Genomic DNA, 26449 nt, shown 5'->3' on the forward strand with positions numbered 1-26449 from the left:
CGCGAACAGCCGGTATTTTCTGGCGGATCCGCCAACTCAGTAATCCGCAAGCTTCTCGAACGCCTTGACCGGAGGCATGGCGTTCGGGTCGGCCAACACATCGATCACCACGGAGGAATCCGCTGCCAGTGCCTGCGCTATCGCTGCGGCAATATCCCGGGCGCGATGCACGCGTATGCCCTTCAGCCCGCAGGCCTCGGCAATGGCCGCATGATCGACCGGCCTGAAATCGCAGACGTTGGTATGACGTCCCAACCCTGCATCCTCGGCATGCTTCTGGTAGCCGAGAACGGCATTGTTCATCACCGCCACCACGACCTTGATTCCATGGCGGACCGTGGTTTCCAGCTCCGACCAGACATGGCCAAAACCCCCGTCCCCCACCACGCAGAAAACCGGGCGCCCGGGACGCCCGATCCTGGCGCCCATCGCCAATGGAAGCCCCCAGCCGAGGCCTGCCTGGCCGCGCGGCGTGATGAAGCGCCGGGCGGATCTTGCGCACAGGTAGTTGGCCACCCAGATGGACGAGAAGCTCGCATCGGCAACCACGATATGGTCATCCGCCAATTGCGCCTCGAGCTCGGCCATGAAACGCTCGGGACGAATGGGTGAGGCATCCGATTGCGTGACCCCGGCAATTTCCCGCCGATGATCGAGCCTGGCGGTCGCGATGGTGCTCTCGATCAGCGCCCGTGCCGCCACGCGCCGCGACAGGTCCAGGTCCGCCAGCGCGGCATTCAATGCCTGCAGGGTCAGCTTCGCGTCACCGTTCAAACGCAGTGATTCGTAATTGCGGCCGATTTCGCCGGGGTCGATATCGATATGGATGTAGCGTGCCTGCGCGGGCAGCAGCGTCCAGGAATCGGTGCCGTTCTGGTTGGTGCGATTGCCGATCAGCAGGATGACGTCCGCGTCGCTCACCATCGGTTTCACGAATTTGGCCATGCCCCGGGTGCCCATGTAATAACCGATGATGCCCAGCGACAGCGGGTGTGTCTCGTCCACGCCGCCCTTGCCCATGGTGCTGGTCGCGACCGGCAGGTGAGCCAGTTCCTGCAGCCTGCGCAATTCCTGTTGCGCACCGGAGCCGATCACGCCGCCCCCGGCATAGACGATCGGCGCCCTGGCATTGGCCAGCAGGCGGGCTGCCTCGGCGATCTGCCCGGGATCGGCCTGGGTGCGGTCGAGCGGGTAGTGGCCCAGGCAAGCCACGCGTGGCGATACCGGCTTTTCTTCCCTTTCGGCGAGCAGTTCGGTCGACACCAGCAGCACCGCGGGGCCCGGACGCCCGCTCGCCGCCGCGGTAAACGCCATATCGACATAGTCCTCGATCCGCTCGGCCGAACTCACCCGTTTGATCCACTTGGCTACGCCCTTGAACAACTCGAGCTGGTCCAGCTCCTGGAAGGCATTGCGATCCTGGCTGTTGGGGCCGACATCCTGTACCAGCGCAACGAGCGGAATGGAGGCCGACAGGCACTCGGCCAGTCCCGCGACCAGCAGGGTCGCCGCCGGGCCATTCTGCGCCGTCACGACCGCCACCTTGCCGGTCACGCGGGCGTAGCCATCGGCCATGTAGGTGCCGGAGTTTTCCTGTCGATAGCCGATCTGCTTTATGCCCGCATCATCGGCCGCCAGGGTTATGGCCGGCGGATTGCTCTGGCCAAACAGGTATTCGACGCCGTGGCGCTTCAGCGCGTTGGCAAATCGCTGCGGTGGACGCAGCAGAACCGGCTTGTCACTCATAACGATCTCCGTGCTGATTGCCGGGGTAGCTTGGCCCGGCCTGCCATTCATGAAAAACCACGCGAACCATGTTTCAACCCAGCAATCCTCCGCTGACGGTCTTGACGAACTGCCGCGTCTCCTCGCCGTGCGGCGAGTACAGCGTCTTGATCTGCGCCCCGGCACCCAGCTCGAATACCGCGCGCGGGTTGGAAAACTGGCAAAAGCCCTCGAAGCCGTGATGGCGGCCCATGCCGCTCTCGCCCACGCCACCGAAGGCCAGCGATTCCTGCGCTCCGTGCAGCGAGGGAGCATTGACCGTAAAGCCACCGGACCGGGTATTGCGCCGCAATTTCTCGATCAGCTGCGCGTTTTCCGAAAATATGTAGACACCCAGCGGCTTGTCACCCGCCCGGATGCGCTCGATCACCTCGTCGAAATCGCGATAGCCGATGATCGGCAGCACGGGCCCGAAGATCTCCTCGGTACAGACCAGGCTGTCCAGCTCCGGGTCGAGCACCAGCGTCAGGGGCATGCGAAACGGAGGTTCGCCGGTGGTTGCCGAGCCGATCTCGATGACGCTGGCACGATTGCGCGCCCTGGCGTCATCGACATAGCTCTGCACCCGGTCAAACTGTTTGCGGTTGATGATCGCCACGCCAAGCTCGCTGGTGGTGAAATCACCCATCAGCGCCTCGATGGTCTCGCGAACCATCGCCACGAATCGATCCACCAGCGCCTCGGGCACGAATACATGATCGACACAGATGCACAGCTGGCCACCCTTGGTCAGATTGGAACCGAGCAGGCTGCGCACGTTGTCCGCGCTCAGCGCTTCCTCGGTGAATACGGTCGGACTCTTGCCGCCCAGCTCGAGGGTAACCGGCACCAGGTTCCGCGCCGCTTTCAGCATGACCTCGCGACCGATCCTCGCATTGCCGGTGTAGAGCAGATGGTCCCATTTCAGGGTGCTGAAAGCGCGCGCGAGATCTAGACCTCCGGTGGCCACCGACACCTGGTCGCGATCGAAGGTCGCGGCAATCATCTGCGCCATGAGCTCGGCCGTTGCCGGCACCTGCTCCGAGGGCTTGATGATCACCCGATTGCCCGCCGCCAGCATTTCGGTCAGCGGGCCGATCGAGAGATCGACCGGGAAATTCCACGCCGACAGGTTGCCGATCACGCCCTTGGGCTGGTATTCGATCCAGGCACGCGAGCGGCCATAGAGATGCGGTTCGAGCTCGCGCGGTTGCGGCAGCACCCAGCGGGCGACATTGTTCGCGACATACTCGGCGCGGCTTGCCACGTTGAGCACATCGAACATGTAGGCGGTCAGTTCGGGGTGGTGCCCGAAATCACTGGCAAGCGCCTCGGCAATCCGCTTGGCGTTTTTCATCATCATCGGCGGGATGGCCTTGAGCAGATCCACGCGCGATGCCGTGGAAGGATCCGGGTCCCCGTGAAAGGCCTTTTGCTGCAGCTTGAAGGTGTCGTGCAGCCGCTCGATGGCGACCTGGTCATCGGCTGTAGCCATGGTGATCTCTCCGGCGGCCGTCCGGCCGCTCATTGCTGTTGTTCCGGCAAGGCAAAGGCCACCAGCGCGTCTCCGAGAGGCCTGCCGAACGCCACCTGCCCACCGGCGGCGATCACGACGTATTGACGACCCTTGTGGGTGTAGGTCATCGGCGATGCGGAGCCGTCGTTGGGCAGCCTGGCGGTCCAGAGTTTTTCCCCGCTCCGGCTGTCGAAGGCACGGAAGCGACGATCCGTGGTGGCGCCGATGAAGATCAGTCCGCTCCCGGTCAACAGCGGGCCACCGAGGTTGGGTGTACCCAGCTCGATCTCGAACGGCAACGCGATCGGCCCCATCTCGTGAACGGAACCGAGCGGCACCTGCCAGCGGATATCCCCGGTCCTCAGATCGATCGCGGCGAGCTTGCCCCAGGGTGGCGGCGAACACGGAACTCCGAGCGGAGAAGCGATCACGCCCATCACGATTGCGTACGGCGTTCCCTTCATCGCATTCACCTGGGTCAGCGCCGGGTTCCAGTGCCCGCGCGAATTGGCCATCTCAATCGGTACCAGTTGACCGAACATCGCGGCATTGCTCAGGTTGACGATCAGCAGCTGCTCATCGATCGACACCGATGCGCCCCCCCAGTTCATGCCGCCCAGCGCGCTCGGGTTGTACAGCGTCGGCTCCAGGCCGAAAGGCGTATAGATTCCCTCGTTGCGAAGCTTCCCGAATTGCTCCGCGCATTTCCCGCGGTCCCAGAACGTGAAGCCCCAGGCGTCCTCCGCGCGGAGCTCATGATTGGCCAGGGGCAGCGGTTTCAGCGGAAAAGGCTGGGTCGGAGATGCCCGCTCCCCCTCGATCAGCGATTTAGCCACCGGTCGCTCCTCGATCCCGAACAGGGGCTCGCCGGTCTCGCGGTTGAACATGAAGACCAATCCCTGCTTGGTGGTCTGCACAACCGCCGGAATCAACCTGCCATCGCGTTCCACCTCGGTCAGGATCGGCTGCGAAGGCGTGTCGTAATCCCACAGGTCGTGGTGCACGAACTGGAAATGCCAGATCACCTCACCAGTGGCTCCGTTCAACGCCACCAGGGAATTGGCGTAACGGTTGTCGCCGGGACGATAGACTCCGTAATAATCCGGCGACGGCGAACTGGTGGGGACGAACACCATGTTGCGCCCGGCATCGACGGATATCGGTGCCCAGACATTGGCGGCGCCACTGGCCGAGCGCGGATTGGCGGGCCAGCTTTCACTGGCCTGCTCCTGCTCCGGAATCGGGTTGAAGGACCAGCGGAATGCTCCGCTGCGCGCATCGATTGCCTTGACCACTCCGGCGGGCATATGCGCCTGGTTGAAGTCCTCGACCTGGGATCCGACCACCAGGTTGCCATTGACCACGACCGGAGGCGAGGTGGAAAACACGGTCGGGATACGCCCGGCCAGTCCGTCGCTGTGGTAGAGCTTCACCTCGCCATCGTCGCCGAACTCCTTGCAGGGCTGGCCGTCGATGGCATCGATCGCCACGATGCGACGATCGATGACCGCCATGAACAGGCGCTGTTTGCACTGTTCGCCCGGCTTCTTGGCGGGATCTTCCCACCAGGTGATGCCGCGGCACTTGAAGTGGTTCCTGACCCCGGCTTCATCCAGCCCCGAGTCATGACGCCAGCGCTCCTCGCCGGTCGCGGGATCCAGGGCCACGATTCGCCCGAACGGACTGCAGCTGACCAGGTGTCCGCCGGCACGCACCGGCAGGTACAGCGGCGTCATCTGCAAGCTGCTTGTTGCTCCGTCTGCTTCAGGCTCGGCAAAGTGATATTCCCAGGCCTGCTCCAGTCGATGCACATTGGCCCTGTCGATCTGGCGCAGATCCGCGTAACGCTGACCACCCGCATCGCCCCCGGGAAACTCCCAGGCTTGCGCGACGGAAGTTATCACCATGGCCGCGGTCGCCAGCAACGCTCCTGCCAATGTTCTGTTCACGACAACCTCCACTCCGGAGCTGAATACATTCCCGCGCCGCTCAGTCGAGCGGCTTGATTCGCACGAATGCCGAACTGCCGCCCTCGATCGACGCCGAAGGATAATTCGAATAACTGGTCCACACGCTGCCATCGGCGGCAAATGAAATCTCGCGGCAGAACGTCACATGCGTGGGAAGCTGGTAGGTAACGACTTCCCCGGTTGCGGGTAACAGATGCATCATGGTGTCCGAGTTGGAGCCGCAGGCCCAGATGGTGTCGTCCCTGGGATCGACCGCCAGTGCATACGTGGAATCGCCGGGACCGGTAGGCATGTCATAGGGGGTGAACTGCTTTGCGGCCGGGTTGTAGCGATAGACCAGGCCGTCGGTGAATGCCGGAATCCACAGCACGCCACGGGAGTCGCTGCGGAACCGGCGCGGTCCGCCAAAGGGCGTGTCCACCATTTCAAATGTCCCGGTCTTCTTGTCGAACGAGCCGATGCGGCGGTTGTTGAACTGGCTGAACCAGATCTTGCCGTCCGGAGTCACATCGATGCCGTAGGCAACCGGCAGCAACTCGTCGTAGTAACTCTTGACGATATCGAATTTCTGCTGCGCCCAGAACAACAGCCCGGTGACCGGCGGCCAGGTCGCCAGGGATTGCCAGACATTCCGGGTGGGCATGTCGTAGAGCACCACTTCGTCGGTGTCTGGATCGATGGTGCCCAGCTGGTTGGTGAGCGCCACGGTAAACCAGATCTGCCCGTCCTGGTCGAAGCGCATGGTATGGGGGTAAATACCGTCGAAATAGGATATCTCGTGGACCTTCATGGTGCCGGTGCGGACATCAAGACTGGCGATCAGGTTGCCAAGCGCGTAGGTGAACCACATTTTTCCATCAGGTGCCTGGAATACGGTATGCAGCAGCAGCGGCGAGTCACCGCGGTTCCCGGGGTACAGATGATCGAGCGTTTCGATCTGGCTGGTTTGCGGATCGAGTCGCCAGATATTGCTCCCCACCGTGTCGACACCGTAGATCTTGCCGTCGGGGCCGACCGCAACATCGTGCATGCTGGCCGTGGGACTGTCGAGACGCCATTCGCTGATCTCCACTTCGGTCGCCTTGCCGCTTGGCGCCGCGGGAATTCGCGGCATGCCGAGTCCGCCACCGGTGTCATAGGCCTTCAGCAGGGCATCCGCCATCGTCTCCCGTGTTTCCCTGGTCAGCAATGCGCTCTTGTGCGCCATGCGCTCGTATACGGAGTACCATTGTTCCCGGTTTTTCGGCCAGCGCGCATGCGGATACCCCTGCTGATGGCACATCATGCATTGGATGCGGAATTCACGCCGCACCCTGTCGTTGGTCTTCCCGACCCGCTCGGCCCATACATGGGCAGGCAGCTGTTGCAGCAACTGCTCCTGCGATGCTGGCTGCAGCACGACATCGAGCGTCGGCGATGTCGCATCGAGTGGCAGCAGCCGATCGGCAAAACCGGGCAGACGCACGCGCACAGCCGCCTCATCCGCGGCCAGCCGTTCAAACCGGAACACCCCGTTCTCGTCGCTGAAACGGGTCGTGAAGCGCCGTTCGGAACGATCAACCAGCGAAACCATCACGCCTTCCAGGCGATTGCCCTGGGCGTCGGCGACGACACCGGACAGGCCCTCACTCCAGCCCTCGCCGGCAAATCCCGTCAGGCCCGCCAGCAGCACAATCCATCGCCGTACCAGGTATCGAATGTCTTGCTTCATGCATCACTCATCGGCCGGTTGAAGTCAGAAAACGGAACAATTCCCGGAAACCAAACGCGCGCACGCCTGCCGGGTTCGATGACCGGGCTCTTTAACTCGCCGTCAGGATGCTGCTAGACTCGGCGGCGACTGCAATGGATTCAAGAATTTACCGTACCTATAATAAAATTTTCATGGGTAATAACAGCGTCGGGAATGGTCTGGGAAGCTCACTATTCCGGACACCGAAAGCAAGTGCGGTGCAGGCACGCCGGAGAGAGCGCATATGAATCAGCCCCGTGTGGCATCAGGCGCAATGATCCCATATCTGAAACTGGCAAAGGATTCCGGTATCGATCCGCAGGCACCGCTGTCTGAACTCGGACTGACACTCGAGGCCATCAACCAGAAGCAGACGCGTATCCCGATGTCCGTTTGCAGCAGCCTGATCGGGCGCCTGGTCGAACTCTCCCGCGACTCGTCGTTCGGGTTGCAATCGGCCAGGTACATCGAAATCGGCAGTTACGACATCAACGGTTATATCTCGGTCAACTGCAGCTGCCCGCTGGAAGCCGTGGAACTGACCACGAAGTATTACGGCATCATTTCCGACCAGCGCGTGCTCTATGTCTCAGAAAACCAGACGCACATCATCAGCCAGTGGCTCCTTCCCGACCCGCTCAATACCGTCAATCGCAATATCGCCGACCACCTGCTGGCGAGCTATGTCCGTTTTGCCCGCAGCATTCTCGGCCTGCAGGACGGGATCGCCTACGCAAGCTTCCGCCACCCGGCCCCGACGGACCCGCAGCTGATGCAGCTCTACGAAGAGTCGTTTGACTGCCCGCTGCATTTCGATCAGCAACACTACTCGGTTGCCTTCGACCGGCAAATGGCCCGCGACATGCGGATTCCCCAGGCCGACACCATGCTGCGGGACATTCTCGTCGCGCATGCGGAATCACGGCTGCGCGATATCCGCACCACGCCGCCGTTCACCTACGAGGTCAAGGAGCAGATAAGGAAAATGCTGGAGGAAACGGTACCTTCACGGGAGTGCGTCGCCGAAAAACTGCACATGGGCAGCCGCACCCTGCAGCGTCATCTGCTGTCCGAAGGCTCGTCCTACAAGAGCGCATTCAACGAGGTGCGCCACGAACTGGCGCTGCACTACATCAAGAACAAAACGCTGTCGCTGGACGATATCGCGGAAAAGCTCGGCTTCAGCGAGACCCGATCTTTCCATCGCAGCTTCAAGCAATGGACCGGAGAGACCATCGGTGCCTATCGGGCCCAGCTCACGCAGTAATCACGCCCGCAAAACAATGGTCCTGAAGCGCGCCTTGCAAAACGAACTGCAGGACCGTACCTGTTGCCGATGAAGCGCCAGCCGGTCAATCCCAGTTGTATCTGAATTGCAGGGTGTAGGTGCGCGGCGGTCTCATCCAAGCCTCACCCGCGGTCATCGGACCGGCAGCGGAATCGGTGAACACGGCATTGACCTGGGCCGCGATGAATACCTCTTCATCGGTTACGTTGTCGACCAGCAACGCGGCTTCCCATACGCCGGCCTGGTCCCCCAGGCCGAGGCGCAGGTTGGTGCGCAGGCTGGAGTCGCGACTCAATGCAATTCCGGTATAGTCAAGATTGTCCTCGAAGATGTTGTACATGTCGGCCGTGATCCTCAGATCCCCCACGGGATACTGGTAGCCTACATGATTGGTGGCGCCCCACTGGGGGATGCTGTCGATCGGGCCCTTGGTTTCGAGTTGCAGGGTACCAGCCACGATCGGTTCGTCGATGTCGCCCGTCAGGTACGCCAGCGAAAGATCCCACTGCAGGTTTTCGGTGATCAGGAACTGGCTCTCGAATTCCATCCCCTGGTACGAGGTCTCGCCCGAGTTGCCGACGATGAAGCCGGTGAGCGGAACAAAGCGGCTGAACTGGCGATCGGTGACCTCGACGTAGAATGCGGCCCAGTTTGCCATCAGACGGCCATCGAGAAACATTCCCTTGCCGCCGATTTCCGCGGAGACCACTTCCTCGTCATCGAACTCGAACTGCGCCGGTCCCGCATTGGCCGGGTATTCGCCGGGCTCGTCGCCGTTGACGCCCTGTTCGTCGAAGCCACCGGACTTGAAGCTCTGCGAGACGCTGGTGTAGAGCATGAAGTCATCGCTCAGATCGTACTGCAACTTGGCCGAGCTGTTGAATTTGTCGACGCTGCGATCGCCGCTCATATCATGCGCGTAGTCACCGGCAACTATTGCCGCAACCGTGGCATTGCCGGCAATGGTCAGCATTCGCTCCGCGTCCTTGCTCTCGTCGCTGTAGTTGCCGCCGAGCGACAGGGTCCAGGCGTCAGCCAGGTGGAAATCGAAATTCGCATAGACCGACACCGATTCGTTGTCGCTGCTGAATGCACGGCTGCTCACGGCCGGGGGAAGCCCGATCAGCGAAACGTTGTAATTTCTCTGCTCGATGGAATGGTCGCTCGAGGACTGGTAATAGATGCCGGCCACATACTCCACCTTCTCCCCCAGCGGGGACACCAGGCGGAACTCCTGGCTGTATGCCTCGAAGTCCTGGGTATCGTCCTGGCTGAGCAGATCGGCCGCGGTCCAGTCGGCATCGCGGTGCTGGTCGTAGTCGAAATCGGTGTAACCGGAAATCGACATCAGGGTGAAATCGCTGACATCCCATTCCACCGTGAGTGTCGCGGCATTGGTATCGGTGTCGTCCTTGCCTGTGTTCCAGCTCTGCAGATACTTGCCTTCCACCACCGGTGACGCTCCCGCTATCGCTACCAGCGCCTGGGGGGTGAGCCCGCCGAGGCCCGGTGAAAACGCGGTGCGGTAGTTCACGGTTCTGTTCGGCTCGCCGTCGATCCTGCTGCGACCTTTCTCGAACTTCAGCAGCGCCGACAGCGTATCGCTCGGCTGCCACATCAGGCTCAACCGGCCTGCCTGCTGCTCCTTGTCATCGACATCCTCGGAACCGGTATTCAGTACATTGGTGAAATAACCGTGATCCTCGACCTGGCGCAACGCCAAGCGGGCCGAAAAGGTATCGCCCAGACCGCCCGAGACAAATCCCTCGGTGGTGTAACCGCCATTGTGACCACCTTCGCCGTCATCGAAAATATAGGATCCTGTCACGCCGGCTTCGAACTCGCTGGTGGGCCGGTTCGAGGTCAGCATCAGCGCGCCGCCGGTGGTGTTCTTGCCGAACAGGGTGCCCTGCGGGCCTCTCAGGACCTGCACATTGGCCACATCCAGAAACGAAGTGGCGCGATACAGGCGATCCTTGGGCTGGTGAATCCCGTCGATGAACAAACCCACCGACTGCTCGAAACCACCGTTGTCGGTCGTACCGATACCGCGGATGGAAATCGCGGTGATGTTGGCAACGTTGGTGATGCCGAGGCTGGGTATCCGGTCCGCCATCCCCTCGAAGTCCAGCGTATTGGTGCTGATGAGTTCCTTCCCGGTCACCACCGCAACCGAGACCGGCACATCCTGCAGGTTTTGCTCGCGCTTCTGCGCAGTGACGACCATTTCCTCGAGCTGCATCATGCCCTTTTCCTGCTGGGCCAGCAGCGGGAAACTGGCTGCCGCCATTGCCACACCCAACGCCATCGCTTTCTTGTCGAACCTGGTCATGTCATCCACCCTTGTCAGCGTGATTTTGTTGCCTTTTCTGCCGCTGACAGCCTAGCACCACCCCTTCGGGTAGCACTGTCCAATCCGGTCAGTTCCACTCACAAATCCGGACAGCCCGTTCCCGGCCGCATGGGCCGGGCCAGCTTCCATTCATGGTTTGCCGTGTTATCGATCGAGAAACTCGTGACAATCACCCCCGCCGCCAGGCGTGATAGCGCTCCACCCAGCGCAGCAAGCGCGCCGGGGCGTGGGCCCGCTTCCACTCGCCGGCGGCGTACTTGTTGGCTTCGGCGAGCGTGGGATAGGCATGGATCGTGCCGAGAATCCTGTTCAATCCCAGGCCGTGCTTCATTGCCAGCACGAATTCCGCCAGCAGCTCACCGGCCTGCGCGCCGACTATGGTCACGCCAAGAATGCGATCCTTGCCCGGCACGGTGAGCACTTTCACAAAACCTTCGGCGCTGCTGTCGGCAATCGCGCGATCGAGCTCGTCGATGCGATAGCGCACCAACTCGAACGCGACACCCTTTTCCCTCGCCTCCTGCTCGTTCAACCCGACCCGCGCCACCTCGGGATCGCAGAACGTGACCCACGGGATCACCGAGTAATCCGCCTTGAACTTCCACAGCCCTCCAAACAGCGCATTGACGGATGCGTACCATGCCTGGTGCGCCGCGACATGCGTGAACTGGTAAGGTCCGGCCACGTCGCCCGCCGCGTAGATGTTCGGATACAGGGTTTCGAGGTATTCATTGCAGAGCACCGTGCGCTCGACCGGGATACCGAGCTCCTCGAGACCGTAGCCACGGAGCCGGGCACTGCGCCCCACCGCGCAGATCAGGGTATCGAAGCCGATCTGCTGCTCCACGCCCTGGTGCTCGACCACGATGAATCCGGCTGCGGCCTGCCGCTCAAAACGCACAGCCCGGTGCTCGCAAAGCACCGTGACACCGTCACGCTCCAGCGCCCGGCGCGTGGGTTCGGCGACATCGGTATCCTCGCGCATCAGGATGCGCGGCAGCATCTCGATCTGCGTCACCTGCGAGCCGAGCCGGGCAAAGGCCTGGGCCAGTTCGCAGCCGATCGGACCGCCGCCGAGCACTACCAGCCGTTGTGGTGGCGCGTCCTGCCCGGCAAGCACATCCCACAGCGTGTCACTGGTGAGATAGCCCGAATTCTCGATGCCCGGCAACGGCGGCACCGACGGACTGGCACCGGCCGCGATCACCACCGAGCGCGTGGTGAGCTGCTGTTTGGTGCCATCATGGCGGGTGATTTCGACCGTCCACGGATCGAGCAGTCGAGCATGCCCCTGCAACACTTCGACCCCGAGTCCGGTGTAACGCTCGATGCTGTCGTGGGGCTCGATATCGGCAATGACCCGGTGTACGCGCGCCATCACCGCACGGAAATTCACCACCGACGTGCTTGCCTGCAATCCATAGCGGTCCGCATGGCGCATCTGCGCGGCCAGCTTTGCACTGCGGATCAGCGCCTTGCTCGGCACGCAACCGTAATTGAGACAGTCCCCGCCCATGCGGTGCGCCTCGACCAGGGTCACCCGCGCCTTGACCACGGCCGCGACATACGCGCTGACCAGGCCGGCGGCACCGGCACCGATCACGATCAGGTTGCGATCGAAGCGCCGCGGACGGGTCCAGCGCGCGTACACGCGTCGCTTCCGCAGTTGCGCAAGTGCCCGCCGCGCGAGCAGCGGAAACACGCCGAGCAGCGCAAAGGAGGCGATGAGTCCCGGCGACACGATGCCGGAAAGCCCCTCGATACGCGCGAGCTGGGTGCCCGCATTCACATAGACCAGGGTGCCCGGCAGCATGCCGAGCTGGCTTACCCAGTAATAGGTGAGCGCACGCATCGGTGTCAGCCCCAGCAACAGGTTCACCAGGAAAAACGGGAACAGCGGCACCAGGCGCAACGTGAACAGGTAGAACGCGCCCTCGCGCGCAACCCCGTCGTTGACCGATTGCAACCGCGCGCCGAAACGCCGCTGCACGGTATCGCGCAGCAGGTAGCGCGCAACAAGGAAAGCGCATGTTGCACCGATACTCGACGCAAAGGAGACGATCAGCATGCCCCAGCCAAGTCCGAACAGCGCGCCGGCACCGAGTGTCATCACCGTTGCGCCCGGCAACGATACCGCCGTCACCAGCACATAGAGCAGGAAGAACGCGCCGGCAACCAGCACCCACGAGTCAGCCAGCATTGCCGCGAAACGCTGCTGGCTCGTCTTGATGCCCTCGAGCGTCAGCAAGCGATCGAGGTCAAGCGCGAAAAAAGCAATCGCAACCGTCAACAGGAGCAGCAGCAGGGCAAGCTTCTTCATGATTGGATGTCCGGGTTCCATGCCTGCACCGGAGCGCATTTTCGGCGCTCGATCAACAGCCATCGATATTGCACCTTGCCACAAATGGTGGCGCTTTGGACACCCATCGGGGAGCGCACTATCATCTGCCGCCTTGCAGTCCGCAATATCAGCGGGGCGCGCGCTCATGAGCCAGTTCAACCAGCCGCTCGGCGGCAACGAAATGCCGCGTTTTGCCGGCATTGCCAGCATGTTCCGCCTGCCGGTACAAAACGATGCCCGGGGCCTCGATGTCGCGATCTGCGGCGTGCCGCTCGATCTCGGCACCAGCAACCGGGTGGGCACGCGTTACGGACCGCGCCAGATCCGCACCGAGTCGGTGCTGGTGCGCCCCTATGGCATGGCCACCGGCGCCGCACCATTCGATTCGTTCCAGGTCGCCGATATCGGTGATGTAGCGCTCAACACCTACAACCTGCTGAAGTCGATCGATATCATCGAGAAATTCCATGACCGCATCCTCGCCTGCGGCGCAAAGCCGGTCACGCTCGGCGGCGATCACACGCTTGCGCTGCCGATACTGCGCGCGCTCGCGAAGAAACACGGACCGCTGGCGCTGGTGCACGTGGATGCACACGCCGATGTCAACGACACGATGTTCGGCGAGCGCATCACCCACGGCACGGTATTCCGCCGTGCGATCGAGGAGAACCTGATCGATCCGCGACGCATGGTGCAGATCGGCCTGCGTGCCACCGGTTATGCCGCCGACGATTTCGACTGGACACGCCAGCAGGGCGCGCGCGTGGTGCCGGCCGAGGAGTGCTGGTACCGCTCGCTGGCGCCGCTGATGGCGGAAGTGCGCGCGCAGATCGGACCCGCTGCCCCGACCTATCTCAGTTTCGATATCGACGGACTCGACCCCTCGGTGGCGCCGGGCACCGGCACGCCTGAACCCGGCGGCCTCAGCGCCTCGCAGGGTATCGAGGTGATCCGCGGCTGCTTTGGTCTGAACCTGGTCGGCTGCGACCTCGTCGAGGTCTCGCCGCCCTACGACAGCAGCGGCAATACCGCGTTGCTGGCGGCCAACCTGGTGTTCGAAATGCTGTGCAGCCTGCCCGGCTGCATCCGGCGGTGCTAACAGTCTGCGCAGCCGGCCAGCCCGGGAAATATTACCGTAAAGTCATGTACCACCACGGAAAAATACTGTAGCGTTCGGCTGTCTGCTGACAGAACGAAACACCGGCTTGTCCGGTTGATAAATTTAGCTGTTGTAGGAGACTGAACCGTGCCAAAAGCAATCCCCTTTGCCCGTCGTTCCATCGTTGTCGCCATCACTACCCTGGGCTGTTCGCTGGGTGCGACTACCCTGGCTCCGCAGCTGCATGCCCAGCAGCTCGCCATCGAGGAAGTCGTGGTAACCGCGCGCAAGCGCGACGAGTCGATGCAGGACGTTCCGATCGCAATAACGGCATTCTCCGGCGACCAGCTGCGCGACGCCGGCGTGACCAATATCAAGACGCTGGGGCTGCAGGTTCCCGGGCTGCAGATCGATGAAGCCAGTACCGCGCAGATCTGGATCCGCGGCATCGGCCAGCGCGATGACGGCGCCCGTGTCGATGGCCCGGTCGGCGTGTACCTCGATGGCCTCTACATTCCGCGCAAGGACGGCCAGTTGCTGGACATCATGGATGTGCAGAGCGTGCAGGTATTGCGCGGGCCGCAGGGCACCCTGTTCGGCAAGAACACCACCGGCGGCGCGTTGATCATTACCACCAAGGCACCGACGGAAGAATTCGGCGGCGACGTCCAGGCACGGTTTGGCAACTATGATCGCCAGGACTTCAAGGCGACGCTCAATGTGCCGCTGATCAAGAACACCCTGCTGTCGAAGCTGACGCTGGCCTCGATCGAGCGCGACGGGTACATGGACAATATCGTGACCGGCCAGACCGCCGCCTCCGAGGACCGCCAATCCGCGGCGCTGCAACTGCACTGGACCCCAAGCGATACCGTGAGCGTGGACACGTTTGCCTATTACGGCGAGACCCGCGAAGTGCAACCGGCCACCAACTGCCGCTGGATGGAAAACAGCAGTTTCAACGGCGAGGACTCGCTGTTCGGCAACCGCGTCTGGCCCGGCGATACCGTAGGTGTCGATGCCTTCGACGACAATGACACGCCGCTCAGTCCCGGCCTGACCGAGCAGAGCACGGTTTACGAAGCGGCCTGCCACGAATCGCAGGCGTTGACCAAAAAACGCAAGTACGTGCACGAAACGCCACACGCCGCGTTCAACCTCGACAACACGCTGCTGGGCGTGACCATCAATTGGGATATCAGCGATGACCTGGCGCTGAAAAGCATCACCGGCTACGGCGACCAGAAGAAATTCGGCAACGGCGGCAATCCGGACAACGACGCCACCCGTTTGCCGATCAGCACCCGCTATCACATATCGCCCAGCAACCGCGATCAATGGTCACAGGAATTCCAGCTGAACGGCTCGGCATTCGCGGAAAAACTCGATTACACCTTCGGCCTGTTCGGCATGGAGGAGGATATCGATGACGGCACCGATGCAATGGCGAGTTATTCCTCCGGCTCGTTGATCCCACCGAACATCCTGGTGATCAACTCGCCCTCCGGGGAGAAGCAGACCTACGAACTGAAGAACTCGACCTATGCCGCCTTCTTCCAGGGCAGCTACCAGCTGACGGAAAATATCGAATTCACCGCCGGAGTCCGCTGGACCAGCGAAGAGCGTGAACAGACGGTCCAGCTCGAACTGCTGGATGAGGCCGAGTTTCGCAGGATCGCCTTCGACGCGATTGCCGGCGTGCCGGGTATCCTGGTACCCCTCCCCTCGTACGGTGTCGCGTTCGTCGACCCCAACGTGGTCTTCGCACAGGATATTTTCTCGATCATCACCAATCAGTTTTCCATAGATCCGAGCACCGGTCTGATCGACTACGCCTTGCTTCCGGCAGTGGAGAACCGTGCCAGCGAGACCTGGGAGGAAACCACACCGATGGTCAGTCTCTCCTACAGGTTTCCCGAGAGCATGATCGCCGACAGCATCGTCGACAGCGCGATGGTGTACGTCTCCTACGCCGAGGGATTCAAGTCCGGCACCTTCGAACCGGTGGGACTGGACGGACAGCAGACGGTGGAACCGGAAACGGTGGCCAATATCGAGTTCGGCTTCAAGCTGGATCTGTTCGCTTCGCGGATGCGCATGAACGGCGCCGTTTTCAGCACCGACTTCGACGATATGCAGCTGCGCCAGGTGCAGATGGATTCAACGAACACGCCGCGCGTGGTATTGACCAACGCATCCAAGACCCGCATCCAGGGCATCGAGCTCGAACTCACCCTGGCACCGGTCGACAACCTGCTGCTGATCGCCACCGGCAGCTACAACGACTATGAATATCTCGATTTCGAGGAACAGCAATTCAGTTCCGTCGCGCTGCTGACCCAGCAGCCACTGCCCGTGGTCGATCGCTCGGGGGAACCGTTTGCCGAAGTGCCCGACATGACCTACAGCCTGGCCGTCCAGTACACCCTTGAAACCGATTACGGCCGCTTCGTGCCACGGATGGATTACAGCTATATCGACGATATTTTCATGGGTCTCGATGCCGGTGCCGGGCAGAATGTCAATCAATCCAGCTTCGACGATTATGGCCTGCTCAGCGCCCGTCTCGGCTGGACCAGCCCGGACGAGAAGTACCAGATCACCGTGTACGGCACCAACCTGACCGACGAGTTCTATTACTTCGGTGCCGCCGCCGTCGGCGATTCCGTGGGTACCTTTCCGGTCACAGCCGGACCGCCACGCATGTATGGGGTGGAGCTGGGTTACAACTTCTAGAAAGCAGCAGAGGGCCGCCCGCCTGAAGGCCGCACATGCCGTCGTTGCCGGGCAAGCACGGATCCGGCGAATTGTCCCCGGGCTCCATTGTGGACATCGCCGGCAATGGCTTTTATGCTCTCCCGCGATCCGGGATATCCCGGTGTATTTCCAGTGAGGAGCAAGACGTGTACAGGAAAGCATCCGCGTTGCTGTTGTCAGTCACCCTGATGTTTGCGGGCACCGCCACCCGGGTGTCGGCTGCGGTTATTTCCACCCAGGACGCCCTGGCCACGGAGACTCGCGAGTCACGGCTCGCAGGGATCGGTGCCCGGCTGGCGCGTGACGATGTGCGTGCGGCGATGGTCGAACTCGGTGTGGACCCGCGACAGGCGGAGCTCCGGGTAGCGGCACTCAGCGACCAGGAGCTCGCCCAGCTCGACACCCGGCTCGACAGCCTGCCGGCAGGCGAAGGCGCGCTGGCGCTGGTCGGCGCGGTATTCCTGGTGCTGATGATTCTCGAATTTACCGGCGTAATCGATATCTTCAAAAAAATCTGAGTGATGCGCAGCCTGTGCCGCGCGGCGGGTGACAAGCTGCCGCGCGGCATGGTGTTGCTCATGATGTGCGCGCTGTTGTCTGCTTGCGGCCACAACCCGCCGCTCGAGATTGCAGAGCATTCCGCCGCAACCACCACGGTGCTGGCAGTCCCGGTACCGTTTTTTCCCCAGACCGATCATCAGTGCGGACCCGCCGCGCTGGCCGGCGTGCTCGGCGCCTCGGGAGTCGATATCGATCCGGTGACCTTGACGCCGCAGGTGTTTTTGCCCGGCAGGCAGGGTAGCCTGCAGATCGAACTGCTCGCGGCCACGCGCCGCGCCGGGCGCATCGCCTACCTGCCCGCCGGGGAACCACAGGCACTGGTCGCCGAGCTCGAAGCCGGTCGGCCGGTGCTGGTGTTGCAGAACCTGCTCACTCCCCGTTTCCCCGCCTGGCACTACGCAGTGCTGACCGGATTCGATGCGCGCAGCAATCGCTTCTTCCTCAACAGCGGAAAGAAGCAGCAACTGCCGATCGGGGCCGGAAAATTTCTCCGCAGCTGGGATTGGGCCGGGCGCTGGGCCATGGTGGCGCTGCAACCCGGCGAACTGCCGGCAGGGCCCGATCCGCGGCGCTACGCGGAGGCGGTCGCGGCGTTCGAGATCGTGGCCAGCAACGACGCCGCAAGCGCGGCCTGGCAAGCCGCGCTCGTCAACTGGCCCGAGCAGCCCCTGGCATACCTCGGGCTCGGCAATCTCGCCTATCGCGGTGCGGATCTCGATCGCGCCATCGGCTTTTACCGACGCGGGCTGGAAGCGAACCCGCACGATCCGGCGCTGCTCAACAATCTTGCCTCGATACTCGGGGAAGCGGGCTGTCCGCGCATGGCCGAGCGCTTGCTGCAAGCGTTTGCGGCCACGCGCGGTGCAGGCTCGAAATGGCAGGCCGATATCGAGGTCACGCTGGCGGAGCTTGCCGCGCGGGCCGGCGGCGATGACCCGAGCTGCGGCGCCTACGGCATCTGAGGTGTTGCCGAGACGACTTCAAAGCGCGATCTGCTGTCCGAGTTCGACCACGCGGTTGGGTGGCAGGTGGAAGGTGGAGAGCGGTGTCGCGGCGTTGCGCATCAGCCACGAGAACAGCGCCTCGCGCCATGCCATCATGCCGGGGGTGGCGGATGACACCAGCCGTTCGCGGCTGAGAAAGTAGGAGGTCTCCATCTCGCCCACCGGCAACTCGGGCGGCGCCAGTGCAACGAGGTTGTCGGGTACGTTCTGGTCATCCAGATAGCCGAAATCGAGTTCCGCGCGGTAAAAGCCGTCACCCAGCTCCGTGATGTGCAAGCGCTCGCGCGGCGCAACGGCGGGGCGGTCGAGAGTATGAACGGTGAGCAGGATCACTGTCTCGTGGATCACCTTGTTGTGCTTCAGATTGTGCAGCATCGCCGGCGGAATGCCGTGCGGATTGCTGGTCAGAAAAATCGCGGTGCCGGGCACCCGCTGGATATCCGCAAGCCCCTGGAGAAACAGGCCGATCGGCATCGCACTTTCGCGCAGACGCGCAATCAGCAGCTTGCGACCCGTACCCCAGGTGGTCAGCAGGGTGAAGATCACCACGCCGATCGCGAGCGGGAACCAGCCACCGTGAGGCACCTTCAGCGAGTTGGCGGTAAAGAAAGCGGTATCCACCAGGATGAACACGAGCGCGGCCATGCCCGTGAACCAGCGGTTCCAGCTCCATGACAGCAGCATCACGACGGTGAGCAGCAATGAATCGATCAGCATCGTGCCGGTAACCGCCACGCCGTATGCGGCGGCCAGATCGCTGGACTCGCCGAAACCGATCACCAGCGCGACAACCGCCACGAACAGCGTCCAGTTGATGAACGGGATATAGATCTGGCCCTCCTCGGATACCGAGGTATGGATGGTCGGGATGCGCGGCACGAGCTTCAGCTGAAACGCCATGCGGGTCACCGAAAACGCGCCCGATATCACTGCCTGCGAGGCAATCACGGTGGCCATCCCCGCGAGCAGGATCATCGGCAGCAGCGCGATCTGCGGCACCATCCGGTACAGCGGGTTGTCCATTGCGGACGGCTCCTGCAACACCAGCGCACCCTGCCCGAAATAATTCAGCACCAGGGCCGGCGAGACGAACGCGGTCCAGGCGATGCGGATCGGGCGCTTGCCGAAATGCCCCATGTCCGCATAGAGCGCTTCGGCGCCAGTGAGCGCCAGCACCACCGAACCGAGCGCGATGAACGCGATCAGCAGATGCTGCTGGAACAAAAGCACCACATACCAGGGGTTGAGCGCCTGCAGGATCGAGGGCATCGAACTGATGTGCCACACGCCAAGGCCGGCCAGCACTGCGAACCATACCGACATGATCGGACCGAACCAGGCTCCCACCGAGGCGGTACCGCGACGCTGGATCATGAACAACCCGGTGATGATGGCGAGCGTGAGCGGCACCACGTAATCGTCCAGAACCGGGGTGAGCAGGTTCAGGCCCTCCACCGCGCTCAGCACCGAAATCGCGGGGGTCAGCATGCTGTCACCGTAGAACAACGCGGCGGCGAAGATGCCGAGCACCAGGATCACGGCCGAAAACCGCGTATTGCGCGTGGTGCGCATCGCCAGCGACAGGAGCGCAAGGCTGCCGCCTTCGCCACGATTGTCGGCGCGCATCATGAACACCACGTACTTCAGGGTGACCACCGCGGTGACCGACCAGAAGATCAGCGACAGCACGCCAAACACCTCCGCCCGGCCCGGGTGCAGGCCATGCGCCTGGTGAAAGCACTCCTTGAACGCATACAGCGGGCTGGTACCGATATCGCCATAGACCACGCCCATTGCCGCAAGGGTCAATGGGGCGGTACGCGCATTCGGATTGCTCATGGAGAACGCAGACTCGAGGGCAGGCACTGCCGATGGGGTGTCACCTTAACGTCTGCCGGCACCGACGTAAACCTTATTTTCTGCGCCAAATCCGCACCTGAAAGCTACGCTGCACAGCCGCCCGGGACGGAGGTACAGGCGGCGGAAAAGCGTGGCGATTCGATCTGCAGCGTGACGTGGTTTATGGCGAATTCCCCGTGCAATCGCGCCATCGCAAACTGCAACAGCGCATCGCTGTCGCCGGCCCCGTCACCGACCACGAGATGGGCGGTCAGCGCTGTCTCCGAACTCGCCATCGCCCACACGTGCAGATCGTGCACCGCCTCCACACCGGGAAGTTGCACCAGGCACTCACGCACCGCCCCGAGCGGGATATGCGCCGGCACACCGTCGAAGAGCAAATGAAGTGTCTGGCGCAACAGCGACCAGGTGCCGACCACGATGACCACCGCAATGGCCAGCGCCATTACCGGATCGATCCACGCCCAGCCCCGCCAGAGATACAACGCTCCCGCCAGTACCACTCCAACCGAGACCAGCGCATCCGCCGCCATATGCAGGAAGGCACCGCGGATATTGAGATCACGCCTGCTGCCCGACATCAGCATCAGCGCGGTCAGCGTGTTGATCACCACGCCGATACCGGCCACGGCCATTACCGTGAAGCCTGCTAGCGGCGCGGGCTGTTGCAGGCGCTGCAGCGCCTCCCAGGCAAGCGAACCCATCGCCAGCAGCAACAGCACGGCATTGGCAAACCCGGCCATGATCGAGGCGCGCCGCCAGCCATAGGTATGGCGATCGTCGGCCGGCAGGCGGGCCGCCGCGATGCCGGCCCAGGCCAGGATCAGACCCACCACATCGCTCAGGTTGTGGCCCGCATCGGCAAGCAGGGCGAGCGAACCCGCACGCCAGCCGTAGAATGCCTCGACCAGCACAAAACCGAGATTCAGCGTGATGCCAAGTGCAAACGCGCGGCCGAAGTTCCGTGGTGTCTCATGGTGATGGTGGTGTTCGGACATCCTGCCGGTTCCCTGGTATCGCCCGGAGCACGGTAGCGCGCCCAGTGCAGATGCTGCGCAATTATATCCGCCGACACGGGCATGGCAGCCACATGCAACCAGACCATGGACACTCGGCTATCATGCCGCCGTCACCAAGGAGGCAAGTCGATGGCATGGATCATCCTCGTCAGCGCCGGCCTGTTCGAGATCGGTTGGGCCGTCGGGCTCAAGTACTCGGAGGGATTCACCCGCGTGTGGCCGTCGGTGCTGACGGTGATCGCGATGGGCTTCAGCATCTGGTTGCTGGCGATCGCGCTGAAACAGCTGCCGCTCGGCACCGCCTACAGCGTGTGGGTGGGCGTAGGTGCGATCGGTACCGTGGCACTCGGCATCGTGCTGTTCGACGAGCCCGCGAACACGCTGCGCCTGGCCAGCGTCGCGCTGATCGTCACCGGCATCATCGGCCTGAAACTCGCGACGCCGGGATGATGTTCGCGACCTGCCCGACCCGGATACCGATGACCATCGATCAGCGCTTGCGCGTGGACTCGATATAGCGGAAAAACTCCGAGTTCGCGTCGATCATCAGGGTGGTGTTCTCGCCGAGCACCTTGTAGGTTTCCAGCGTGTTCAGGAAGGCGTAGAACTCGGGATCCGCGCCATAGGCCTCGCCATAGATCCGCGTTGCCTCGCCATCGGCCTTGCCGCGAATCTCGGCGGCCTGGCGTTCCGCCTGCGAACGGATGCTGCGCAGTTCCTTTTCCATCTCGCCGAGTATTTCCTGGCTCTTGCCCTGGCCTTCGGAACGGAAGCGCTCCGCGATACTCTGGCGCTCGGAAATCATCCGGCTCTCGACCTGGGCACCCACACTTTCGATATAATTGATGCGCTTGAGACGCACATCGACCAGTTCGATCCCCATCTCCGGCATGCGCTCCGAGGCGGCCGCGAGGATTTCCTTCTCCAGCAGCGCCCGTCCCTTCTTCGGTTTGCCGAGCAGGTCCACATCCTCGCGCACCATCGACTCGTCCTCGATGGCCTTGATATCGACGCTCCAGTCGCGCGAGCGCACGATCTCCTCGAGATTGGTGCCGGAGATGATGTCGCGTGTCATCGAATCGATGATGTCATCGAGACGCGTGCGGGCGCCGTTCTCGTCGCGAACCGAGCGCAGGAATTGCAGCGGATCCACGATGCGCCAGCGCGCGGTGGTATCGACCAGCACGAACTCGCGGCCCAGTGTCGGGATCTGGCTCACCGAGCCGTCCCACACCAGCAGGCGCTTGTCGAAATAGCGCACTTCCTGGATAAACGGGGTCTTCCAGTGCAGGCCCGGCTCGCTCGCCACCTCGCCCACGGGCTCGCCGAACTGCACGATGATGCCCTGCTCGCCCTGATCGACCACGAAGGCCGCGGAAGACACCACCATCAGCAGGATCAGCGCGACGAGGAGCGGAACTATCGGAAGTTTCATCGTGCCGCCTCCTTTTTCGCGGGCTGCGCATCGCGCAGGTTGAGCAGCGGCAGCGGCGGCATCTGCTTGTCCTGTACCACCAGCACGCTGCCCACTTTCGGCAGCACTGCGTTCAGGGTCTCGAGATACAAGCGGGTTCGGGTGACCTCCGGCGCCACCCGGTACTCGGCGAGAATGGATTTGAAACGCGCGGTCTCGCCATGCGCCGCGTTCACGCGCTCGGTGGCATAACCCTCGGATTCCGCGATGGTGCGGTTGGCGATGCCCTTGGCGCGCGGGATCTCCTGGTTGGCGCGCTTGGTCGCCTCGTTGATCATGCGCTCGCGCTCCTGGCGCGCCTCGTTGACCTCGTTGAACGCCGGTTGCACCCGCGCCGGCGGCACCACGTCCTGCAACTGCACCGTGATCACGTGTATGCCCGCCTCGTAGCGATCCATCGCCTCCTGGATTTCCTCGTGCACCAGATTGGCGATCTCGACGCGCGCCGTGGTCAGCACCTCGCTGCCCAGGCGGTTGCCCACCGCGCGCCGCATCACGGATTCCGAGATATCGCGCAGGGTGCGGGTCGGCTCGCGCATCGAGTAGAGAAACTTCATCGGGTCCGAGATGCGGTACTGCACCACCCATTCGACATCGATGATATTGAGATCGCCCGAGAGCATCAGCGATTCATCAGGAAAATTTCTTGCGGAATACTGCGTGCGATCCTCCTCCCCCTCGGTGCGAAAACCGAACTCCTGCTTCAGCACCCGCTCGGTGGCCACGAACTCGAGCTGATCGATGCCGAATGGAATCTTGAAATGCAATCCGGGGTCGGCGATCTTGATCACCGCGCCGAAGCGTTTCACCACCGCGCGCTCCTCCGGCTGCACGGTGTAATAGCTGCTGCCCAGACCCCACAACGCGATCGTCACCGCGATGATGCTGGCGATCGCCGAGGGTGGCAGACGCGGCATGTCGGGTGGCCCCGAGGCAGAACCTTCGTCATCGTTGCCGTACACGCTGAACGGCGATTTGCCGCTTCGTCGCTGTACCATCAAATTCTCTCCCGGCAGAACATCGGGCTACAGCATAACCACAAGCAGTACCTGCGGATACCGCGCCCGGGCCGGTCAGCGCAAGGCGTACATATCGTAGGCGACGGTGGCGGTGGCAAAATCCACCTCGCCGATGTTCAGGCACTGCAGACGATTCAGCCAGAGATAATCCGGGTGCGCGCACACCAGGCGCGGCACGGCGCGGATCGCGGCGCGCACCGGCGGATCGCCGGCCAGCATCCGGGCATAGCCGTCCGCCCCGAGATCCATCAAACCCTGGTACTGGACGTCGATCAACGCGCCGTCATGGGTTTCCATCGTCGCCCTGACATCCAGCATGCCCATGCCGTCGCGGCGGATGGTGAGCCAGTCACCACCGACCGGCAGAACCCGTCCGCGCAACCGCGGGCCAGACACCTCGCCGCCACTGACGTAGGCATTGACGCGCAAGCCCAGCGGCGTTTCGCCAATCCCCTCGAACGGCGATTGCAACGTGGCGCTGTAGCTGCAGATATGCTCCATCGCGTAATCGAACATGGAATCCTCCTTCATGGTGCCCGCGGTCAGGCCGTCGGGCCGGTGGTGGCCGGGCGGAGATCCGCCCGGAAATTGCTCAGCGTGCGGTGTAGCCGCCATCGATCACGAGTTCCGCGCCGGTCATGTAGCGCGATTCATCCGAGGCGAGAAACAACACGCCATTGGCGATATCGAGCGGCTCGCCCATCGTGCCAACCGGGATGCTCGCCATTACCCGTGCCTCGAACTCCGCGGATTCCGCGGGCGGCATGGCCGCCAGCGCATTCGTCACCATCGGCGTCGCGATGAACCCCGGATGCACCGAATTCACCCGCACCCGGTAGCCCTGTGCGGCGCAATGCAGCGCGGCCGACTTGGTGAATATCCGCACGCCACCCTTGCTGGCATTGTAGGCGGCGGTCAGCGGATCGCCGACGATTCCCTCGATGGAGGAGATATTGATGATCGAACCGCCACTGTCCTTCATCGCCCGGATCGCCGCGCGGGTGCCGAGGAACACCGCATCGAGATTCACTCGCTGGGTCTTGCGCCAGTCATCGAGTGTCGCGTCCTCGACCGTGCCGGTGATCACGATGCCGGCATTGTTCACCAGGATATCGAGCCGCCGGTGACGCCCGATGACATCGACGATGACTTCGCTCCAGCGTGCTTCGTCGGTGACATCCTGGCTCACCGCCTCGGCCTGCAGACCCGCCGCATGCAGCGATGCCACGACCGCCTGCACCGATTGCAGGTCGATATCGCTCGCCACCACGCAGGCACCCTCCGCGGCCAGACGACACGCAATCGCCTCACCGAGCCCCGATCCGGCGCCCGTCACCAGCGCCGTCTTGCCTGCCAATCGCATGTTTTCATCTCCTGCTGTTGCGGTTTGTTCTTTTCAGCGTGCGCTCATGCCGTCATCGACCACGAACTCCGCGCCGGTCACGTAACTTGCCGCATCGCTGGCCAGGAACAGCACCATCGCCGCCACGTCGCGCGGCGTGCCGAGCCGTCCCATCGCGGTCATGCCATACACGATCTCGCGCGCCTCGCTCACACCCGGCGCCAGACCGATGCCGGTGGCCGCTCCCGTTACCAGCGCCACCTTGCCCGCGAGCGAAAACATCGCTTCGATGCCCATGTCGTGCCACTCCCGTTTCAGTGCAGGTTCACCAGGTAGCGACCACTGCTCTTGCCGGCTGCCATCAATGCCAGGCGTTCAGGCACCTGTGTGAGAGCGATCTCCGTGGCCATGCGATCGAGCTCCACGATTTTCATTTCGCCGGCGATCTGCTGCCAGGTCGCCTCCTTGCGCGCGAGCGGCAGCTCCACGCAATCGACGCCGAGCAGGTTCACCCCGCGCAGGATGAATGGCATCACGCTGGTATTGAGCAGATGCGAGGCCGCGAGTCCGCAACAAGACACCGATCCCTGATAGCTCAGCACATTCAGCAGGCTCGCCAGGTATTCGCCACCGACCGCATCGATCGCGTTGGCAAAGCGTGGTTTGCGCATCGCCAGCGCCTTGCCGTTCTCGTCGAGCAGTTCCTCGCGGCCGAGGATCTCGTCGGCACCGAGGTCCATGAGCCGCGCATGCTCGCTGCTCTTGCCGGTAACGGCGGCCACAGAGTAACCAAGCTTGGCAAGCAGCGCCACCGCGAAGGAGCCGACACCTCCCGTGGCACCGGTCACCGCGACCAGGCCGGCAGCAGGGCTCGCGCCCATCTGTTCGAGCTTCTCCACGCACAGCACCGCGGTGAACCCGCCGGTGCCATAGATCATGCTCTCGCGCGCCGTCAGCCCGCGGGGCAAGCGGATTGCCCAGCGCGAGGGCACGCGAATGTATTGCCCCAGCCCGCCCGCGGTACCCATGCCGAGGTCATAACCCGATACGATCACCTCGTCTCCGGTCTTGAATGCCGGATCATCGCTGGCTGCCACCTCGCCGGCGGCATCGATTCCGGGCTGGTGCGGAAAACGCCGCGTCACGCCGGGGTGTCCGTTGGCCGATAACATGTCCTTGAAGTTCAGTGACGACCAGCGCACACGCACCAGCAATTCGCCGGCGGGCAACTCGGCCGTGTTGCGCTGCTCGACCGCAAGGCTGAATTTTCCGTCCTCGCTCTTGCGCACCATCAGCGCCTGGTAGTCATATTCCGTACTCATGCTTTGTCCTCCCATGTGTTGTCGATCA

20 protein-coding genes are annotated in these 26449 nt (G+C 62.8%); 6 read left to right on the top strand and 14 right to left on the bottom strand.

Annotated features, from left to right (window positions below):
- Positions 1–36 precede the first annotated feature (36 nt).
- The 4 genes from IPF49_19945 to IPF49_19960 all read right to left on the bottom strand — a co-directional run bounded on the left by IPF49_19945 (position 37) and on the right by IPF49_19960 (position 6961).
- Positions 37–1746 (bottom strand): acetolactate synthase catalytic subunit, encoded by a 1710-nt coding sequence (locus IPF49_19945; protein ID MBK6289862.1) that lies wholly within the window; start codon positions 1744–1746, stop codon positions 37–39.
- Positions 1747–1819: 73 nt separating this feature from the next.
- Positions 1820–3292, bottom strand: a complete 1473-nt coding sequence (locus IPF49_19950; GenBank protein MBK6289863.1) for an aldehyde dehydrogenase family protein — start codon at positions 3290–3292, stop codon at positions 1820–1822.
- Positions 3289–5187, bottom strand: coding sequence for a pyrroloquinoline quinone-dependent dehydrogenase (locus tag IPF49_19955; protein MBK6289864.1), 1899 nt, complete (start codon positions 5185–5187; stop codon positions 3289–3291). Before IPF49_19955 ends, IPF49_19950 begins: the two co-directional genes overlap by 4 nt.
- 82 nt (positions 5188–5269) lie before the next feature.
- Entirely contained in the window at positions 5270–6961 is a 1692-nt protein-coding gene (locus IPF49_19960; GenBank protein MBK6289865.1) for a carboxypeptidase regulatory-like domain-containing protein, read from the bottom strand.
- A 265-nt stretch (positions 6962–7226) separates the two neighbouring features.
- On the opposite strand from IPF49_19960, the gene IPF49_19965 reads away from it, so the two are divergent.
- Positions 7227–8249 (top strand): AraC family transcriptional regulator, encoded by a 1023-nt coding sequence (locus tag IPF49_19965; GenBank protein MBK6289866.1) that lies wholly within the window; start codon positions 7227–7229, stop codon positions 8247–8249.
- An 85-nt stretch (positions 8250–8334) separates the two neighbouring features.
- On the opposite strand, the gene IPF49_19970 is transcribed toward IPF49_19965, so the two are convergent.
- Together IPF49_19970 and IPF49_19975 are read right to left on the bottom strand one after the other, a co-directional pair.
- Entirely contained in the window at positions 8335–10602 is a 2268-nt protein-coding gene (locus IPF49_19970; GenBank protein MBK6289867.1) for a TonB-dependent receptor, read from the bottom strand.
- Positions 10603–10792: 190 nt separating this feature from the next.
- Positions 10793–12943 carry an FAD-dependent oxidoreductase gene (locus IPF49_19975; protein ID MBK6289868.1) on the bottom strand — a complete coding sequence of 717 codons (2151 nt, stop codon included), beginning with the start codon at positions 12941–12943 and terminating at the stop codon, positions 10793–10795.
- Between the two features lie 166 nt (positions 12944–13109).
- Between IPF49_19975 and speB the strand changes: the two genes are divergently transcribed.
- The 4 genes from speB (at position 13110) to IPF49_19995 (ending at position 18343) form a co-directional block, all read left to right on the top strand.
- Positions 13110–14063, top strand: coding sequence for an agmatinase (speB, locus tag IPF49_19980; GenBank protein MBK6289869.1), 954 nt, complete (start codon positions 13110–13112; stop codon positions 14061–14063).
- A gap of 147 nt (positions 14064–14210) precedes the next feature.
- On the top strand, positions 14211–16799 hold the full coding sequence (locus tag IPF49_19985; protein ID MBK6289870.1) for a TonB-dependent receptor: 2589 nt from the start codon (positions 14211–14213) through the stop codon (positions 16797–16799).
- 167 nt (positions 16800–16966) lie between these two features.
- Entirely contained in the window at positions 16967–17338 is a 372-nt protein-coding gene (locus IPF49_19990; GenBank protein ID MBK6289871.1) for a PA2779 family protein, read from the top strand.
- Complete coding sequence (locus IPF49_19995; GenBank protein MBK6289872.1) at positions 17339–18343, top strand: PA2778 family cysteine peptidase; 1005 nt, start codon at positions 17339–17341, stop codon at positions 18341–18343.
- Positions 18344–18361: 18 nt separating this feature from the next.
- On the opposite strand, the gene IPF49_20000 is transcribed toward IPF49_19995, so the two are convergent.
- Positions 18362–20224 carry a potassium transporter Kup gene (locus IPF49_20000; protein ID MBK6289873.1) on the bottom strand — a complete coding sequence of 621 codons (1863 nt, stop codon included), beginning with the start codon at positions 20222–20224 and terminating at the stop codon, positions 18362–18364.
- A 104-nt stretch (positions 20225–20328) separates the two neighbouring features.
- Positions 20329–21243 carry a cation transporter gene (locus IPF49_20005; protein ID MBK6289874.1) on the bottom strand — a complete coding sequence of 305 codons (915 nt, stop codon included), beginning with the start codon at positions 21241–21243 and terminating at the stop codon, positions 20329–20331.
- 150 nt (positions 21244–21393) lie between these two features.
- Here IPF49_20005 and sugE point away from each other — a divergent pair, with 150 nt between their 5' ends.
- Positions 21394–21714: a quaternary ammonium compound efflux SMR transporter SugE gene (gene sugE / locus IPF49_20010; GenBank protein ID MBK6289875.1), complete on the top strand. Its 321-nt coding sequence runs from the start codon at positions 21394–21396 to the stop codon at positions 21712–21714.
- 40 nt (positions 21715–21754) lie between these two features.
- Here sugE and hflC read toward each other — a convergent pair whose 3' ends face one another.
- From hflC to IPF49_20040, 6 genes are all read right to left on the bottom strand, one after another.
- The gene (gene hflC, locus IPF49_20015) at positions 21755–22699 is read right to left on the bottom strand and encodes a protease modulator HflC (protein MBK6289876.1); all 945 of its coding nucleotides are present in this window, start codon (positions 22697–22699) and stop codon (positions 21755–21757) included.
- Positions 22696–23736, bottom strand: coding sequence for an FtsH protease activity modulator HflK (gene hflK / locus IPF49_20020; GenBank protein ID MBK6289877.1), 1041 nt, complete (start codon positions 23734–23736; stop codon positions 22696–22698). The genes hflC and hflK overlap by 4 nt, the downstream gene beginning before the upstream one ends.
- 75 nt (positions 23737–23811) lie before the next feature.
- Positions 23812–24288, bottom strand: coding sequence for a DUF3237 domain-containing protein (locus tag IPF49_20025; protein ID MBK6289878.1), 477 nt, complete (start codon positions 24286–24288; stop codon positions 23812–23814).
- A gap of 61 nt (positions 24289–24349) precedes the next feature.
- Complete coding sequence (locus tag IPF49_20030; GenBank protein ID MBK6289879.1) at positions 24350–25120, bottom strand: glucose 1-dehydrogenase; 771 nt, start codon at positions 25118–25120, stop codon at positions 24350–24352.
- 33 nt (positions 25121–25153) lie between these two features.
- Positions 25154–25396 (bottom strand): SDR family oxidoreductase, encoded by a 243-nt coding sequence (locus IPF49_20035; GenBank protein ID MBK6289880.1) that lies wholly within the window; start codon positions 25394–25396, stop codon positions 25154–25156.
- A gap of 17 nt (positions 25397–25413) precedes the next feature.
- A complete protein-coding gene (locus IPF49_20040; protein ID MBK6289881.1) occupies positions 25414–26421 on the bottom strand; it encodes a YhdH/YhfP family quinone oxidoreductase in 1008 nt (335 codons plus the stop codon).
- Between the last annotated feature and the right edge of the window lie 28 nt (positions 26422–26449).

This window comes from Gammaproteobacteria bacterium (assembly GCA_016705365.1).
In the GTDB taxonomy this organism is placed as follows: Bacteria; Pseudomonadota; Gammaproteobacteria; order Pseudomonadales; family UBA5518; genus UBA5518.

Coding starts and splice junctions, on each gene's coding strand:
- IPF49_19945 (MBK6289862.1), bottom strand. CDS start 1,746: ATGAGTGACAAGCCGGTTCTGCTGCGTCCACCGCAGCGATTTGCCAAC.
- IPF49_19965 (MBK6289866.1), top strand. CDS start 7,227: ATGAATCAGCCCCGTGTGGCATCAGGCGCAATGATCCCATATCTGAAA.
- IPF49_20000 (MBK6289873.1), bottom strand. CDS start 20,224: ATGAGCAATCCGAATGCGCGTACCGCCCCATTGACCCTTGCGGCAATG.
- IPF49_20005 (MBK6289874.1), bottom strand. CDS start 21,243: ATGTCCGAACACCACCATCACCATGAGACACCACGGAACTTCGGCCGC.
- hflC (MBK6289876.1), bottom strand. CDS start 22,699: ATGAAACTTCCGATAGTTCCGCTCCTCGTCGCGCTGATCCTGCTGATG.
- hflK (MBK6289877.1), bottom strand. CDS start 23,736: ATGGTACAGCGACGAAGCGGCAAATCGCCGTTCAGCGTGTACGGCAAC.
- IPF49_20040 (MBK6289881.1), bottom strand. CDS start 26,421: ATGAGTACGGAATATGACTACCAGGCGCTGATGGTGCGCAAGAGCGAG.
- IPF49_20035 (MBK6289880.1), bottom strand. CDS start 25,396: ATGGGCATCGAAGCGATGTTTTCGCTCGCGGGCAAGGTGGCGCTGGTA.
- sugE (MBK6289875.1), top strand. CDS start 21,394: ATGGCATGGATCATCCTCGTCAGCGCCGGCCTGTTCGAGATCGGTTGG.
- IPF49_19950 (MBK6289863.1), bottom strand. CDS start 3,292: ATGAGCGGCCGGACGGCCGCCGGAGAGATCACCATGGCTACAGCCGAT.
- IPF49_19955 (MBK6289864.1), bottom strand. CDS start 5,187: ATGGTGATAACTTCCGTCGCGCAAGCCTGGGAGTTTCCCGGGGGCGAT.
- IPF49_19970 (MBK6289867.1), bottom strand. CDS start 10,602: ATGACCAGGTTCGACAAGAAAGCGATGGCGTTGGGTGTGGCAATGGCG.
- IPF49_20025 (MBK6289878.1), bottom strand. CDS start 24,288: ATGAAGGAGGATTCCATGTTCGATTACGCGATGGAGCATATCTGCAGC.
- speB (MBK6289869.1), top strand. CDS start 13,110: ATGAGCCAGTTCAACCAGCCGCTCGGCGGCAACGAAATGCCGCGTTTT.
- IPF49_20030 (MBK6289879.1), bottom strand. CDS start 25,120: ATGCGATTGGCAGGCAAGACGGCGCTGGTGACGGGCGCCGGATCGGGG.
- IPF49_19960 (MBK6289865.1), bottom strand. CDS start 6,961: ATGAAGCAAGACATTCGATACCTGGTACGGCGATGGATTGTGCTGCTG.
- IPF49_19975 (MBK6289868.1), bottom strand. CDS start 12,943: ATGAAGAAGCTTGCCCTGCTGCTGCTCCTGTTGACGGTTGCGATTGCT.